Annotated in this window: 14 protein-coding genes; 1 reads left to right on the plus strand and 13 read right to left on the minus strand. The window is 74.9% G+C overall.

The genetic code is table 11. From position 1 onward, the window contains the following. The 7 genes from carA to OSR43_RS12235 all read right to left on the minus strand — a co-directional run bounded on the left by carA (nucleotide 1) and on the right by OSR43_RS12235 (nucleotide 8,778). Nucleotides 1–1,146: a glutamine-hydrolyzing carbamoyl-phosphate synthase small subunit gene (gene carA, locus OSR43_RS12205; protein WP_302266823.1), complete on the minus strand. Its 1,146-nt coding sequence runs from the start codon at nucleotides 1,144–1,146 to the stop codon at nucleotides 1–3. A gap of 133 nt (nucleotides 1,147–1,279) precedes the next feature. Continuing rightward, nucleotides 1,280–2,269, minus strand: a complete 990-nt coding sequence (locus OSR43_RS12210; protein WP_302266824.1) for an LLM class flavin-dependent oxidoreductase — start codon at nucleotides 2,267–2,269, stop codon at nucleotides 1,280–1,282. Nucleotides 2,270–2,283: 14 nt separating this feature from the next. After that, a complete protein-coding gene (gene hrpB / locus OSR43_RS12215; protein ID WP_302266825.1) occupies nucleotides 2,284–4,758 on the minus strand; it encodes an ATP-dependent helicase HrpB in 2,475 nt (824 codons plus the stop codon). After that, nucleotides 4,745–6,034 carry a dihydroorotase gene (locus OSR43_RS12220; protein WP_302266826.1) on the minus strand — a complete coding sequence of 430 codons (1,290 nt, stop codon included), beginning with the start codon at nucleotides 6,032–6,034 and terminating at the stop codon, nucleotides 4,745–4,747. The genes hrpB and OSR43_RS12220 overlap by 14 nt, the downstream gene beginning before the upstream one ends. Continuing rightward, nucleotides 6,031–6,984, minus strand: coding sequence for an aspartate carbamoyltransferase catalytic subunit (locus OSR43_RS12225; protein ID WP_302266827.1), 954 nt, complete (start codon nucleotides 6,982–6,984; stop codon nucleotides 6,031–6,033). The genes OSR43_RS12220 and OSR43_RS12225 overlap by 4 nt, the downstream gene beginning before the upstream one ends. Next, on the minus strand, nucleotides 6,981–7,553 hold the full coding sequence (pyrR, locus tag OSR43_RS12230) for a bifunctional pyr operon transcriptional regulator/uracil phosphoribosyltransferase PyrR (RefSeq protein WP_302266828.1): 573 nt from the start codon (nucleotides 7,551–7,553) through the stop codon (nucleotides 6,981–6,983). Before pyrR ends, OSR43_RS12225 begins: the two co-directional genes overlap by 4 nt. 211 nt (nucleotides 7,554–7,764) lie before the next feature. Beyond that, the gene (locus OSR43_RS12235) at nucleotides 7,765–8,778 is read right to left on the minus strand and encodes an NADPH:quinone reductase (RefSeq protein ID WP_302266829.1); all 1,014 of its coding nucleotides are present in this window, start codon (nucleotides 8,776–8,778) and stop codon (nucleotides 7,765–7,767) included. 64 nt (nucleotides 8,779–8,842) lie between these two features. Between OSR43_RS12235 and OSR43_RS12240 the strand changes: the two genes are divergently transcribed. Further along, the gene (locus OSR43_RS12240; RefSeq protein ID WP_302266830.1) at nucleotides 8,843–9,250 is read left to right on the plus strand and encodes a PPOX class F420-dependent oxidoreductase; all 408 of its coding nucleotides are present in this window, start codon (nucleotides 8,843–8,845) and stop codon (nucleotides 9,248–9,250) included. A 67-nt stretch (nucleotides 9,251–9,317) separates the two neighbouring features. Here OSR43_RS12240 and OSR43_RS12245 read toward each other — a convergent pair whose 3' ends face one another. From OSR43_RS12245 to efp, 6 genes are all read right to left on the minus strand, one after another. Then, the gene (locus OSR43_RS12245) at nucleotides 9,318–10,706 is read right to left on the minus strand and encodes a hypothetical protein (protein ID WP_302266831.1); all 1,389 of its coding nucleotides are present in this window, start codon (nucleotides 10,704–10,706) and stop codon (nucleotides 9,318–9,320) included. A 139-nt stretch (nucleotides 10,707–10,845) separates the two neighbouring features. Further along, nucleotides 10,846–12,222: an NAD(P)/FAD-dependent oxidoreductase gene (locus OSR43_RS12250; protein WP_302266832.1), complete on the minus strand. Its 1,377-nt coding sequence runs from the start codon at nucleotides 12,220–12,222 to the stop codon at nucleotides 10,846–10,848. Further along, nucleotides 12,219–13,049 (minus strand): DUF1206 domain-containing protein, encoded by an 831-nt coding sequence (locus OSR43_RS12255; protein ID WP_302266833.1) that lies wholly within the window; start codon nucleotides 13,047–13,049, stop codon nucleotides 12,219–12,221. The genes OSR43_RS12250 and OSR43_RS12255 overlap by 4 nt, the downstream gene beginning before the upstream one ends. A gap of 5 nt (nucleotides 13,050–13,054) precedes the next feature. After that, nucleotides 13,055–14,446 (minus strand): NAD(P)/FAD-dependent oxidoreductase, encoded by a 1,392-nt coding sequence (locus OSR43_RS12260; protein ID WP_302266834.1) that lies wholly within the window; start codon nucleotides 14,444–14,446, stop codon nucleotides 13,055–13,057. A gap of 103 nt (nucleotides 14,447–14,549) precedes the next feature. Then, nucleotides 14,550–14,969, minus strand: a complete 420-nt coding sequence (gene nusB / locus OSR43_RS12265; protein WP_302266835.1) for a transcription antitermination factor NusB — start codon at nucleotides 14,967–14,969, stop codon at nucleotides 14,550–14,552. Continuing rightward, on the minus strand, nucleotides 14,969–15,532 hold the full coding sequence (gene efp, locus OSR43_RS12270; protein WP_302266836.1) for an elongation factor P: 564 nt from the start codon (nucleotides 15,530–15,532) through the stop codon (nucleotides 14,969–14,971). Before efp ends, nusB begins: the two co-directional genes overlap by 1 nt. Nucleotides 15,533–15,652 lie beyond the last annotated feature (120 nt).

Raw genomic sequence — 15,652 nt, forward strand, 5'->3', positions numbered from 1 at the left:
TCAGGCGCCCTTCTGCTCGGTCGAGCGGTCGGCCATCAGCTGGGTGAAGCGGTCGAAGAGGTACGCCGCGTCGTGCGGGCCCGCGGCGGCCTCGGGGTGGTACTGGACCGAGAAGCTGGTGAGCCGGCCCCGGTCGTCGCGCAGCTCGAGCCCCTCGACGACGTCGTCGTTGAGGCACACGTGGCTCACGCTCGCCTCGCCGTACGGCGTGGAGGTGGTGCCCTCGAGCGGCGCGTCGACGGCGAAGCCGTGGTTGTGCGCGGTCACCTCGACCTTGCCCGTGGTGCGGTCCATGACCGGCTGGTTGATGCCGCGGTGGCCGTACTTCAGCTTGTAGGTGCCGAAGCCGAGCGCGCGGCCGAAGAGCTGGTTGCCGAAGCAGATCCCGAAGTACGGCACGCCCTGGCCCAGCGCGCCCTGGAGCACCTCGACCTGCTGGGTGGTGGCCGCGGGGTCGCCGGGCCCGTTGGAGTAGAACAGCCCGTCCGGCTCGACCGCCAGGACGTCCTCGAGCGTCGAGGTCGCCGGCAGCACGTGCACCTCGATGCCGCGCTCGGCCATGCGGTACGGCGTCATCGACTTGATGCCCAGGTCGAGGGCGGCCACGGTGAACCGCTTCTCCCCCTGCGCCGGCACCACGTAGGGCTCTGGGGTGGTGACCTCGTCGGCGAGCTCGAGCCCGCTCATCTCCGCCGAGGCGCGGACCCGCTCGAGCAGCGCCGCGGGGTCGGTCTCGGTGCTCGAGATGCCGACGCGCATCGCGCCGCGGTCGCGCAGGTGGCGGGTGAGGGCGCGGGTGTCGACGCCGCTGATGCCGACGACGCCCTGCTCGCGCAGCTCCTCGTCGAGGGTGCGGCGGCTGCGCCAGCTCGACGGCACGCGGGCGGGGTCGCGCACGACGTACCCGGCGACCCAGATCCGGCGGGACTCGGGGTCCTCGTCGTTGATGCCGGTGTTGCCGACGTGCGGGGACGTCATCACGACCACCTGCCGGTGGTAGGACGGGTCGGTCAGCGTCTCCTGGTAGCCGGTCATGCCGGTGTTGAAGACGGCCTCGCCGAAGGTCTCGCCCGGGGCGCCGAACGCCTCTCCGGTGAAGCTGCGACCGTCCTCGAGGACCAGGATCGCGGGGGCATGCAACGGCACGCCGCACCTCCTTCTCCGCCTCACGGGACGGATCGTTAAAGGATGTTCGAACGGCCCCGACCCTACCAGCGCGCGGACCCGGACCGGGGCCCGGCGCCGCCGGACGGACGGGCCTCCCGGAGCCCGTGCTGGCTCAGGCGGCGACCCGGCTGACCGCCTCCGCGGCGAGCTCGACCGAGCGCAGGCGGGCCTCGGTCGTGGGGGCCTGGTGGGCGGTGATCAGCTCGTCGGCGCCGACCCTCTCGGCAAAGGCGCGCAGGTAGGCGCCGACCTCTGCGGGCGATCCCAGGGCGGTGTAGGTCAGCATCGAGTCGACGTGGGTGGCGGCGCCGCGGCGCAGGAGCACGTCGGCCTCGGTGGCCGAGAGCTCCTGGCCGTTGCCGAAGAGGCCCACCGCGAGCGTGCGGCGGACCGACGCGTGGTTCTCCCGCGCCTGCTCAGCGGTGTCGGCCGCGACGACGTTCACCCCCGCGATGACGTACGGCGCGTCGAGCTGCTCGGAGGGACGGAACTCCCGGCGGTAGGCCTCGACCGCCGCCTCGAGCGCCTGCGGCGCGAAGTGGCTGGCGAAGGCGTACGGCAGCCCGAGGCGCGCCGCGAGGTGGGCACCGAACATGGAGGACCCGAGGATGTACAGCGGGACGTGCGAGCCGCGGCCGGGCACGGCCTGGACCCCGGGCACCCGGGAGTCGCCGGCCAGGAACGCCTGCAGCTCAAGGACGTCCTCGGGGAAGCGCTCGGAGGAGCGGGGGTCGCGGCGCAGGGCGTACATCGTGTTCTGGTCCGAGCCCGGCGCGCGGCCCAGGCCGAGGTCGATGCGGCCGGGGTACATCGCCTCGAGCGTGCCGAACTGCTCGGCGATCGTCAGCGGGGAGTGGTTGGGCAGCATCACGCCGCCGGCGCCGAGCCGGATCGTGGAGGTGTGCGCGCCCACGTGCGAGATCAGCACGCTGGTCGCCGAGGAGGCGATGCGCGGCATGTTGTGGTGCTCGGCGTACCAGACGCGCTCGTAGCCGTGCTCCTCGGCGCGGCGGGCGAGGGCGACGCTGGCGGCGATGCTGCTGGAGACGCTCTCCCCCTCGGCGATGGGGGCGAGGTCCAGGACGGAGAGCGGGATCGTCATGTGGTGCCGAACGCCTACGAGCCGCGGTTCCTTCCCGTCCCGCGGGTCGGCGGTGCCGTCCACGGGTCCTCGGGCCACGGGTGCTTGGGGTAGCGGCCGCGCAGCTCGGCGCGCACCTGGGGGTAGCCGTTCTCCCAGAACGACGCGAGGTCGGCGGTCACCGCGACCGGGCGGCGGGCCGGGGACAGCAGGTGCAGCAGCACCGGGACCCGGCCGTCGGCCACCCTCGGCGTGGCCGCCCACCCGAACGTCTCCTGCAGCCGCACGGCGAGCACCGGCTGCTCGGCGGAGTAGTCGACCCGGACCGACGAGCCGCTGGGCACGCCGAGCCGCTCGGGGGCCAGCTCGTCGAGCCGCCCGGCGGCGGGCCAGGGCAGCAGCCGCCGCAGGGCCGCCAGCACGTCCACCCGCGCCAGGTCCCGGGTCCCCCGGACGCGGGACAGCTCGGGTCCGAGCCAGGTCTCCGCCTCGGCCACCAGCGTCTCGTCCGACACCGACGGCCACGGCTCGCCGAGCGTGCGGTGGAGGAAGTCCAGCCGCTCGCGCAGCGAGCGTGCCGCGTCGGTCCACGGCAGCACCGCGAGGCCCTCCTGGCGCAGCCCCTCGCGCACCGCGGCGGCGACCCCGGCGACCGGGGGCTCGGCCAGCGGCACCGAGGCGAGCTCGACCGCGCCCAGCCGCGTGACCCGCCGGGCGACCACCCGCCCGTCGGCCCAGCCGACCTCGTCGTCCTCGCTCCAGCGCGCGGCCGCCGCCTCGAGGGCGAGCCCCTCGTCGATGGCGGCGGCCGAGCGGATCGTGGCGTCGCGCTCCCCCGGCCGGCGGTCGACGTCGGCGACGGCCAGCCAGCTGGTTCCGGCGAGCGCCGAGCCGCGCGGCAGCACCGCCCCGGTCCCGCCGACCATCAGGTACGCCGCCGAGCCCGGCCGGCGGCGCGCGACCCGGTCGGGGTGCGCGAGGGCCACCACGGCACCGACGGCGAGGTCGTCGGTCAGCCGTCCCGGGCCGTCCGCGTCGGCCACGTGGGCCCGCAGGTCCTCCACGAGCCTGCGCCGGGCCGCGGGACTCTCGCGGCGGGCCTGGCGCAGCGCCGCGACCAGGTCCCCGCCCGGGGCCCGGACGTCGTCGGCGAGGAGGGCCACCACCTCGGCGGCGCGGCGGGCGCCGACGAGGGGCGCCCCGTCGAGCAGCGCGCGCCCCAGGCGGGGGTCGGCCGGCACCCGGGCGATCGCCCGGCCGCGCTCGGTCACGGCGCCGTCCTCGTCGACGGCGCCGAGGTCGGCCAGGGTGGCCCGGGCGGTCGCCAGCGCCGGCGCCGGAGGCGGGTCGAGCAGCGCCAGGCCGGCGCCGTCGGGGGTCCCCCACACCGCCAGCTCGAGGGCGAAGCCGGTCAGGTCCGCGACCGCGACCTCCGGCTCGGGGTGCGCGGGGAGGTGGGCGTGCTCGGCCTCCGACCAGCAGCGGTACGCCGTGCCCGGGCCCTCGCGGCCGGCGCGTCCGGCCCGCTGGTCGGCCGCGGCCCGGCTCACCCGGACCGTCACCAGCCCGGCCAGCCCGCGGCGGTGGTCGGTGCGCGGCTGGCGCACCAGGCCGGCGTCGACCACGGTGCGCACGCCGGGGACCGTCAGCGACGACTCCGCCACCGACGTCGAGACCACCACCCGCCGCCGCGGCCCGGGGCTGAGCGCGGCGTCCTGCTCGGAGGCGGGCAGCCGGCCGTGCAGGGGGCGCAGGTCGGCCTCCACCCCGGCGAGCCTGCGGACCACGCCGTCGACCTCGGCCACGCCGGGCAGGAACACCAGCACGTCGCCCGGCCGCTCGGCCAGCGCGCGGCGGGCGGTCGCGGCGACGTGGTCCAGGAAGGCCGGCGTGACCCCGCGGTCGTCGGTGCGCAGGACGCCCGGCGGCAGCGCGGAGTGCACCGTCCCGACCGGGTGCAGGGCACCGGGGACCTCGACCACCGGCACGGGCGGCCGGCCGAGCAGCGCCGCGGTGCGCTCGGCCTCGACGGTCGCCGACATCGCCACCAGCCGCAGGTCCTCGCGCAGGTGCGCCCGCACGTCGACGAGCAGGGCGAGCAGCAGGTCGGCGTCGAGGGCGCGCTCGTGCACCTCGTCGACCACCACCGCGGCGACGCCCGGGAGGTCGGGGTCGCGCTGCAGCCGCCGCAGCAGCACGCCGGTGGTCACCATCTCGACCCGCGTGCGGGCCGACGAGCGGCGGTCGCCGCGCACGGCGTACCCCACCGTCTGGCCGACGGGCTCGCCCAGGATCCCGGCGAGCCGGCGCGCGGCGGCGCGGGCGGCGATCCGCCGGGGCTGGGTGACGACGACCCGGCCGCCGCCCAGCTCGGCGACGGCCGGCGGGACCAGCGTCGTCTTGCCGCTGCCCGGTGGCGCCCAGAGCACGGCCGCCGACCGCTCGCGCAGGGCCTCGGTCAGCGCCGGCAGGCCGGCGCGGACGGGGAGGTCGACCTCAGACCAGTGCACCGTCGAGGACCGTCGGCCTCCCGCGCAGGAAGGTGGCGACCACGCGGCCGGGCAGCTCCATCCCGCGGTACGGCGTGTTGCGGCTGAGGCTGGCCGAGCGCGCCGGGTCGACCGTGCGACGCACCGCCGGGTCGTAGAGCACGACGTTCGCCGGCGCACCGACGGCGAGCGGCTGGCCGTGGTCGGCCACGCGGCCGATGCGGGCCGGGGCGTGGGACATCCGCTCGGCGACGCCGGCCCAGTCGAGCAGGCCGGGGTCGACCATCGTCTCCTGCACGATCGACAGGGCGGTCTCCAGGCCGAGCATGCCGAACGCCGCCGCCGCCCACTCGCAGTCCTTGTCCTCGTGGGGGTGCGGCGCGTGGTCGGTGGCGACGATGTCGATGGTGCCGTCGGCCAGGCCCCCGCGCAGCGCCTCGACGTCGGCGCGCGTGCGCAGCGGCGGGTTGACCTTGTAGATCGGGTCGTACGTCGCCGCGAGCTCGTCGGTGAGGATCAGGTGGTGCGGGCAGGCCTCGGCGGTCACGTCGACCCCGCGTGCCTTGGCCTCGCGGACGATCTGCACCGACCCGGCCGTGGACACGTGGCACACGTGCAGCCGCGAGCCGACGTGCGCGGCGAGCAGGCAGTCGCGGGCGATGACGGCCTCCTCGGCGACCGCGGGCCAGCCGGTGAGCCCGAGCCTGCCCGACAGCTCGCCCTCGTTCATCTGGGCGCCCTCGGTGAGCCGCGGCTCCTGGGCGTGCTGGGCCACCACGCCGTCGAAGGCCTTGACGTACTCCAGCGCCCGGCGCATCAGCACCGCGTCGGAGACGCACTTGCCGTCGTCGGAGAAGACCCGCACGCGGGCGGCGGAGTCAGCCATCGCACCGAGCTCGGCGAGCCGCTCGCCCTGGAGGCCCACGGTGACCGCACCCACCGGGTAGACGTCGCAGAAGCCCGCCTCGCGGCCCAGCCGCCAGACCTGCTCGACCACGCCGGCGGTGTCGGCGACCGGCTCGGTGTTGGCCATGGCGTGCACCGCGGTGAAGCCGCCCAGGGCCGCGGCACGCGTGCCGGACTCGACCGTCTCGGCGTCCTCGCGGCCCGGCTCGCGCAGGTGGGTGTGCAGGTCGACGAGGCCGGGCAGCGCGACGAGCCCGGTGGCGTCCAGGACCTCGGCGCCGTCGGCCTGGAGGCCGGTCCCGACCTCCGCGACGACACCGTCGCGCAGCACCAGGTCGGTCGGGTCGCCGCCGAGGAGGGAGGCGTTCTGGATCAGGTAGGTGGTGCTCACTCGTCTCCTCCGACGGGCTGGGCTCCCCCGAGGAGGAGGTACAGGACGGCCATCCGCACGGCGACGCCGTTGGTGACCTGCTCGACGATGACCGAGCGGTCGGAGTCCGCGACGTCGGCGCTGATCTCCATGCCCCGGACCATCGGGCCGGGGTGCATCACGATCGTGTGGTCCTGGAGGGTGGCCATCCGGCGGCCGTCGAGGCCGTAGCGGCGGGAGTACTCCCGCGGCGTGGGGAAGAACCCGCCGTTCATCCGCTCCCGCTGGACGCGCAGCATCATGACCACGTCCGCCTTCGGCAGGACCGCGTCGAGGTCGTACGACGTCTCGACCGGCCAGGTGTCGACGCCCACCGGCAGCAGCGTCGGCGGCGCGACGAGCGTGACCTCGGCGCCGAGCGTCGCGAGCAGCAGCGCGTTGGACCGGGCGACCCGGCTGTGCAGGACGTCGCCGACGATCGCGACCCGGCGCCCGTCGAGGCTGCCGCGCTCGCCCCGGCCGAGGTGGCGGCTCATGGTGAAGGCGTCGAGCAGCGCCTGCGTGGGGTGCTCGTGGGTGCCGTCGCCGGCGTTGACGACGCTGGAGCGGACCCAGCCCGAGTGCGCGAGCCGGTGCGGGGCGCCGCTGGCGCCGTGGCGGACCACGACGGCGTCGGCGCCCATCGCCTCGAGGGTCAGCGCGGTGTCCTTGAGGCTCTCGCCCTTGGACAGGCTCGAGCCCTTGGCGGAGAAGTTGATGACGTCCGCGCTGAGCCGCTTGGCCGCGGCCTCGAAGGAGATCCGGGTGCGGGTGGAGTCCTCGAAGAAGAGGTTGACCACCGTGCGACCGCGCAGCGCGGGGAGCTTCTTGATCGGCCGGTCGGCCAGCGACCGCAGCTCCGCGGCGGTGCTCAGCACCAGCTCCGCGTCGTCACGGCTGAGGTCGGCGGCGCTGAGCAGGTGGCGCTTCACTCCGCACCCACCTCGCCGTGGATGGTGACCGCGTCGACGTCGTCGATCCCGGCGAGGGTGACCTTGACCCGCTCGACCAGCGAGGTGGGGAGGTTCTTGCCGACGAAGTCGGCGCGGATCGGCAGCTCGCGGTGGCCGCGGTCGACGAGGACCGCGAGGCGCACGGCGCGCGGGCGGCCGAGGTCGTTGAGGGCGTCGAGCGCGGCGCGGATGGTGCGGCCGGAGAAGAGCACGTCGTCGACCAGGACGACGGTCCTCCCGTCGATGCCGGTCTCGGGGATCTCGGTGTGCAGCAGCGCACGGGCCGGCTTGAGGCGCAGGTCGTCGCGGTACATCGTGACGTCGAGCGAGCCGGTCGGCACGTCGTACCCCTCGACCGACGCGATGCGCTCGGCGATCCGTTCGGCCAGCGGCACGCCGCGGCTGGGGATGCCGAGCAGGACGAGGTCGCCGGCGCCCTTGTTGCGCTCGAGGATCTCGTGGGAGATGCGGGTCAGCGCCCGGGCGATGTCGCGGGCGTCGAGGACGACGCGGCCGGGGCCGGGGGGTGCTGCAGGCTGGGCGGGCACGGGTGCCGTGACCTCCTTCTCCGCCTCACGGGACGGCTCGTTAAAGGATGTCGAACGGCGCCGACCCTACCAGCGCCGGTCCCGGGGCCGTCCCTGCCGCCCGAATCGTTCAATTGCTGGGTTGCGACACGGTGGGAGCGCTTCCATCCGTCGCAACCCGCGCAATTGAACGATTGCGGCGGGCGGGAGCGCCGGTCCCGGGGGCCGCGGGTCACTCCTCCGAGATCGCGAGCAGCACCTTGCCGACGGCGCCCTGCTCGACGGCGTCGTGGGCGGCGGCGGTCTCCTCGAGGCCGAAGTGGTGCAGCGGCACGCCGGCGTCCTCGCCGACCGCGAACGCGCCGTCCTCCAGCGCGGCGGTGATGTCCTCCGCGGCGGCGCGCAGCAGGTCCTCGCCGAGGGTGTAGAGCAGCACGAACTGGTAGCGCAGGTTCTTGGAGAACGTCTCGCGCACCGGCAGCACGACCTCGTCGCCGCCGTTGTTGGCGTAGATCGCGATCGTGCCGCGGACCCGGGTGACCTCGCGGTCCAGGTCGTTGTTCTGCGCCGGGGCCACCTCGACGACCAGGTCGACGCCGTCGGGTGCGATCTCCCGGACGGCCGCGGCGGTGTCGCCGACCGTGTAGTTGACGGTGTGGTCGGCCCCGGCGGCGACCGCCAGCGCACCCTTCTCGTCGCTGCTGACCGTCGCGACCACGGTCGCGCCGGCCCACCGCGCGAGCTGGATCGCGGCGTTGCCGACCGCACCGGCCCCGCCGGCCACGAGCACCGTGCGCCCCTCGAGCGCCCCGGGCGCCAGCCGGTCGACGTCCTCGCCGCTGGTCAGCGCGCGGTGCGCGGTGATGGCGGGCACGCCGAGCGCGGCGCCCGCGTCGTAGGACACCCCGACCGGCAGGTGCACCACCTGCGTCGCCGGCAGCACGACGTGCTCGGCCGCCGTGCCGTGGGCCTGGCCGTGCTGGGCGAGGAACACCCAGACCCGGTCCTCGACGGCGAACCCGAGGACGTCCGGGCCGACCGCGTCGACGACGCCCGCGCCGTCCTGCCCGGGCGTCACCTCGTCGTACCCGCTCATCATCCCGGCGCGGAACTTCCAGTCCGTCGGATTCACCCCGGCGCGGACCAGCCGGACGCGCACCTCGCCGATGCCCGGTTCCGGCACGTCGCGCTCGACCACCTCCAGCACGCTGGACGGACCGGTCTCGCGGTAGACGACTGCACGCATGCGTTGCCCCTTCCGGGCTGGGTATCGGGAACTCCTCACCGGTAACCCGCCACCAGGAGGATCAATGCCCGAGCTGCCCTTCCCCGACGACGTCCGCGAGCTGCTGCGCAAGCCGAACCCGGCCGTCGTCACCACGCTGCGCTCCGACGGAACCCCGGTGTCGGTCGCCACCTGGTACCTGCTCGAGGACGACGACCGCGTCCTGCTGAACATGGACGCCACCCGGGTCCGGCTCAAGCACCTGCGCAACGACCCCCGCGTCTCGCTGACCGTGCTCGACGAGGGCAGCTGGTACACCCACGTCTCGCTGATCGGCCGGGTCACCGAGATGCGCGACGACGAGGGACTGGTCGACATCGACCGGTGCAGCACCCACTACGGCGGCGAGCCCTACCCCGACCGCGAGTCCCCCCGCGTCAGCGCCTGGATGACCGTCGACCGCTGGCACGGCTGGGGCGCGGCGAAGGACTGACCCCGCGGCCGGGTCCGGCCCGCGGCCGGGTCCGGCCCGTGGCCGGGCCCGGCCGTCGCTGGTCCGCTCAGAGCGCAGCGGCCATCCCCGCACAGGCCTTGAGCCACTGCATCCGGGTGGCGTGGGACAGCGAGGCGTACGGCACGACCGACCCGGACACGAGCGCCGGGTCGTACGGCACCCGGTAGACCGCGCGCGTCCGCTGCTCGTAGACCTGGACCAGGTCGTGGGCCAGCTTGCTGTCGACCTGGGCGGAGGGGTCGGAGAGCACCGTGACCGTCTTGTGCTTGAGGTTCTGGTAGCCGGCGTCCTGCAGGGCGTCGAGCATCCAGAGCCCGGAGTAGCCGGTGTCCTCGCGGACCGTGCTGGTCACGACGAGCAGGTCCGCGGCGTCGGCGGCGGCCAGCCAGTTCTCGGCGCGCATGTTGTTGCCGGTGTCGACGAGGATCACCCGGTAGAACCGCTCGAGCAGCTGGTGGACGGCCTGGAAGTCCTGCGCGCGGATCATGCCGGTCACGTCGGGGCGCTCGTCGGAGGCGAGCACGTCGAAGTGCGCGTCGCCCTGGGACCGGACGAAGGCCCCGAGGTCGCCGATCCGCGACTGGTAGACGTCGCTGAACCGGTTGAGGTCCTCCAGCAGCTCCCGGGTGGTGTTGCGGTGCGTGCTGCGCGTGCCCCGGATGCCGAGCGTGCCCCGCGTCTCGTTGTTGTCCCAGGCCACGACCCCGCCGCCGCGGACCGTGCCGAAGGTGTAGCCGGCGGCCAGCACGCCGGTCGTCTTGGCCGCACCGCCCTTGGGGTTGATGAAGGCGATCGTGCGAGGACCGTCGAAGTCGCGCTGGATCGTGCGGCGGTCGTTCTCGTAGGAGGTCTCCGCCGCACCCATCCGCGGGGAGACGAGCCCGCCGCTCCACCGCCGGACCTTGCCGCGCCAGCCCCAGCTGGCGGGCCCGTGGTCGACCTCGTCGGCGCGCCGGTCGAGGAAGTCGGTGGCCGTCATGAACCGGCGCGGCTCACCCGGCTCCCCCGACGGCGGCACGGCGTTGGTGCCGGCGGTCGAGGTGACCGGCGGCGTCGACGGGGCAGCCGGCGGTACGGCCGGCGGCGGCACCGGAGGTGCGGCCTGGGGCGGAGCAGCCGGAGGTGCGGCCGGCGGCGGCGTGGTGGGCCACGGGTTGGACTGCGGCGGCGCGCTCGGCGGCGGGCTGCTCGGCGGGGCCGACGTCGGGGCCTGCGGATGCACCTGCGGCACCTCGCGCGTGTGGTGCCGCTCGTCGGAGAGCGGGTCGGCCAGCGGATCGGCCAGGGGGTCGCCGAGCGGGTCGCTCAGCGGGTCCGCGCCGGCGCGCTGCCCGGCGGCGTACGCCCCGAGCTCCTCGGGGGTGTAGAGCCGGTCGCTGGTGTCGGAGAGGTCGTGCGCATCGGCCCGCTCGTGGGGGTCCTGCGGCTGGGTCATCCGGGAAGTCCTCCGTCGTCGCGATCAGCGGTGCTCGTTCGTGCCGGGACCGGTGCGCCGGTCGCGGCTGCGGGGTTCCTTCCCCCGATCCCCGCAGGTCACACGTGCGCGGCGGGTCCGATCCACGGGCGGGGCGGGGTCAGAGGTCGAGGTCGCGCAGCGCGGTCTCGACGGCCCGCTGGAAGGTCGGAAAGGGGAAGTGCATGCCGCGCAGGACGTCGACCGGCACCTCGGCGTGGACGGCGGTGGACAGCAGTCCCATCACCTCCCCGCCGTACGGCGACACGACCGTGCCGCCGACCAGCACCCCGCGGGCGGCGTCGGCCACGACCTTGACGACGCCCTCGTTGCCGGGCCCGTGCATCCAGCCCCGGCTGGAGCGCGGGACGTCGGCGAGCCCGACGCGCACGTCGACGCCGGCCGCGCGCGCCTGCTCCTCCGTCATCCCCACCGCGCCGACCTCGGGGTCGGTGAACGTCACGCGGGTCAGCCCGCGGTAGTCCGCGGGGCGCGCGGGGTGGCCGAGGACGTCGCCGACGACGCCGACGGCCTGGTACTTCGCGACGTGGGTGTAGGGGCCCTCCCCCGTGATGTCGCCGACGGCCCAGAGCCGCTCGCCGGCCCGCAGCCGGTCGTCGACCGCGACCGCGTCGGCCTCGGGGTCGAGGCCGACCGTCTCCAGGCCGGTGCCGCGCAGGTTGGCCCGGCGGCCGGTAGCGACCAGCAGCTGGTCGACGACGACCTCCTCCTGGCCCACCCGCAGCCGGAACACCCCGTCGACGTGCGAGACGGCCCGCACCTCCGCGCCGGTGCGCACGTCGAGACCCTCGCGGACGAAGGCCGCGGTCACCGCCGCGCTCGCCTCCGGCTCCTCCGGCCCGAGCAGCCGGGGGCCGGCCTCGAGCAGGGTGACCGCCGAGCCGAACCGGGCGAAGGCCTGCGCCAGCTCGGCGCCGATCGGGCCGCCGCCCAGCACCCCGAGCCGGGCGGGCGCCGTGGTGGCGTGGACGACCTCCTTGTTGGTCCAGTACGGCGTACCGGCCAGGCCGTCGATCGGCGGCACGGCCGCCTCGGTGCCGGTCGCGAGCACGACGCCGCGGGTGGCGACGTACGTCTCGGTGCCGCTGGACGTCTCGACGACGACGCGGCCGGGACCGTCGAGCCGGCCGCGGCCGCGGACCAGGCGGACGCCGGCCTCGCGCAGCGGTGCGCTGTGCCCGTCGTCGGTCCAGTCGTGGTTGGCCTCGCGGACCCGTCGCGCGGTCGGCCCGAGGTCCGGCTCGAGCGTCACCCTGCCGGCCAGCTCGTCGACGTGCCGGGCCTCGGCCAGCACGTGCGCGCCACGGATGATGAGCTTCGAGGGGGTGCAGCCCCAGAACGGGCACTCCCCGCCGACGAGGTCGCGCTCGACGCCGACGACGTCGAGGCCGGCGCGGGCCAGCTTGATCGCGGCGTGCTCGCCGCCGGCGCCGAGGCCCAGGACCACGACGTCGACCGCCTGCTCCGCGGCGCTCATCGCGACAGGTGCCGGGCCCGGGCGAAGGTGAACAGGCCGTAGCAGCCGATCCCCAGGCCGACGACGGTCAGCAGCACCGGCCCGAAGGGCTGGTCGAGGACCTCCTTCAGCGCCTGGTCGAGGCCGCCGGACTTCTTCGCGTCGTGGGTGACCGCGGCGTAGCAGAACAGCGCGCCGACGATCACGAGCGCGACCCCCTTGGCGGCGTGGCCGATCTTGCCGAGCCAGAGGTACGCCGTACCGGTGTCGCCGCTGCGGCCCTCGGCGCTGAGCTGCTCACGGAACTTCTCGGTCCAGGCGCGGACGCCCAGCCCGACGCCGTACCCGATGATCGCGAGGCCGACGAGGAAGACGAGCACCTGCCCGAACGGCAGGTCCAGCAGCTTCGCGGTGAGCGTGTCCTCGGAGGACCGCTTCCCGCCGCCCCCGCCGGAGCCGGTCGCCACGCGCAGCGCGCTGATGCCGATGGCGGCGTACAGCACGCCCTTGCCCGCCGAGGTGAGCCGCTTGCGGAGCCGGGTGGCGCCCTCCTCGTCGCGGTGGCCGGCCGCCGCCTCGAGCGCCCGCCACAGCACGAGCACGAACATCCCGATGGCGACCAGCCAGACGAGCACCTTGCCGAAGGGCTGCTGCGCCAGCTCGCGCACCGCACCGCTCGTCGACGCCTCACCCTCGCGGTCCCCGAGGGCGAGCTGCACGGCGAGCCAGGCGATGACGACGTAGACCAGCCCGTAGGCGACCAGCCCCGCCCGCACCGCGCCGTCGAACCAGGTGCTGTCGTCGGCGCGACGCGCCGTCTGCTTGGCGTTCTGCTGGAGGTCGTTCACGCAGGTCAGATACCCAGGTCGGCCAGCGCGGACTCGATCGCGCGGTGGAACGTCGGGTAGGCGTAGACCATCGAGCGCAGGACGTCCACGGGCACGGCCGCGTGGACCGCCACGGCGAGCGCGCCGAGCACCTCTCCCCCGGCCGGCCCGACCACGGTCGCGCCCACCAGCACGCCCCGGTCGGCGTCGGCGACCACCTTGACCAGCCCGGTGGCGCCGGGGCCGTGGACGAACCCGCGGGAGGACTGCTCCATCGGCGTCGAGCCGGTGGCGACCCGCAGCCCGGCGTCCCGCGCCTGCTGCTCGGTCAGCCCGACCCCGGCGACCTCGGGATCGGTGAACGTCACGTGCGGCACCGCGTGGTACGACGCCGGCGGGCCGTCCTGCTCGAGCAGGTCGCGCAGCGCGATCGCCGACTGGTACATCGACACGTGGGTGTAGGCGCCCTTGCCGGTGACGTCGCCGAGCACCCACAGGCCGTCGGCGGCGCGCAGCCGCTCGTCGACCTCCACGGTGCGGACACCAGGGTCCAGCCCGACCGTCTCGAGGCCGAGCCCGTCGAGGTTCGGGGTGCGGCCGGCGGCCACCAGCAGCCGGTCGCCGGTCACCCGGTCCTCGCCCACGGTGACGGTGAAGCCGCCGTCGGCGTACGCCACCTCGCGCACGTCGGCGCCGGTCACGATCCGGACGCCCTCGTCGAGGAGCACGCGCTCCAGGGCGGCGGAGGCCTCCGGCTCGTCGTGGGGCAGCAGGTGCTCGTTGTGCTGCAGCAGGGTTACGCGCGTGCCGAACCGGGCGAAAACCTGCGCCAGCTCGCAGCCAATCGGCCCGCCGCCGACGACCACCAGCGAGGCCGGGGCCTCGGTGGCACGGACGGCGTCGCGGTTGGACCACCACGGGGTGCCCTCGAGGCCCGGGACGGGGACCTGCGCCGGCCGGGTGCCGGGGTTGAGGACCACACCACGCCTGGCGGTGTAGACCCGGGTGGAGCCGTCCCGCAGCTCGACCACCACGCGACGTGCGCCGTCGAGCCGGCCGATGCCGTGGTGGACGGTGGCACCCGCGTCCTCGAGGCGCCGCACGGCGACGGTGTCGTCCCAGTCGTCGGTGGCCTCCTCGCGGATGCGGCGGGCCACCGGCGCCCAGGAGGCGGTCACCTCCACGTCGCCCGCCAGGGTGCCGGCCCGCCTGGCCTCGGCGAGGCTGTCGGCGGCGCGCAGCATCATCTTGGACGGGATGCACCCGTAGTAGGGGCACTCACCCCCGACGAGGTGCTTGTCGACCGCCACGACCTCGAGGCCGGCCTTCGCCGCGCCCGTCGCCAGGGCCTCGCCGCCCGGCCCCAGGCCGATGACGACGAGGTCCACCTCGTGCTCCTGCTGCTCTCCGGTGCTCACCGCGCCAGCATGGCGCGTCGCGCAAGGAGCCGCGCACGGGGCCGTGCAGGAGGCCGCCCGGCGCTGCTCGCGCCGGACGGCCCCGGAGGGCCGTGGAGGGGCCTCAGCCCAGGCTCGCCCGGTCGCGCGACAGCGCGCCGAGGATGCCGTTCACGAACTGCGGGGAGTCGTCGGTCGACAGGTCGCGCACCAGGGCCATGGCCTCGCTGATCGCCACGGTGTCGGGGACGTCCTCGGCGTAGAGCAGCTCCCACAGCCCCAGACGCAGCACGTTGCGGTCGACCGCCGGCATCCGCTCGAGGGTCCAGCCCTCGGAGTACTGCCGCAGCAGCCCGTCGATGCGTCCCTGGTGCTCGACCACGCCGCGCACCAGCGTCTCGGTGTAGGCGTTGGTCGGGCCCTCGCCCTCGGCGATCGCCCGCTCCAGCGCCTCGACCGGCGACTCCGCGCGCATGTCGGAGGCGTAGAGGACGTCGAGCGCGCGCTTGCGGGCCTTGGACCGGGCCGTCGAACGAGCCACCATCAGGACTTGACGCGTCCCAGGTAGGAGGAGTCGCGGGTGTCGACCTTGACCTTCTCGCCCTGGTTGATGAAGAGCGGGACCTGGATCTCGTGACCGGTCTCGAGCGTCGCCGGCTTGGTACGACCGGTCGCGGAGTCGCCGGCGAGGCCGGGCTCGGTGAAGGTGATCAGCAGCTCGACCGAGGCGGGCATCTCGATGAAGAGGACGCGGCCCTCGTTGGTGGCCACGATGACCTCCTGGTTCTCCAGGAGGAAGTTCTGGGCGTCGCCGACGATCTCCGGCGCGACCTCGAGCTGGTCGTAGCTCTGGACGTCCATGAACACGAACGACGTGCCGTCGTTGTAGAGGTACTGCATCGTGCGGCGGTCGACCGTGGCGGTCTCGACCTTGGTGCCGGCGTTGAAGGTCTTGTCGACGTTCTTGCCCGACTCGACGTTGCGGAGCTTGGTGCGCACGAAGGCGGGGCCCTTGCCCGGCTTGACGTGCTGGAACTCCACCACGGACCAGAGCTGCCCGTCGATGTTGAGGACCATGCCGTTCTTGAGGTCGTTCGTCGTTGCCATGCGCGCGTGTCAGCCTTCGTCGTCCGGTGGGCAGGAGGTGCTCGCGGCCGCCCTCACGGGCGCCTCCGGGCACGGCGCACGAGTCTACCGGCGCTGCGGGGCTCTCCCCGAATGCGCAGG

This window comes from Nocardioides sp. Arc9.136 (assembly GCF_030506255.1).
Lineage (GTDB): Bacteria > Actinomycetota > Actinomycetes > Propionibacteriales > Nocardioidaceae > Nocardioides.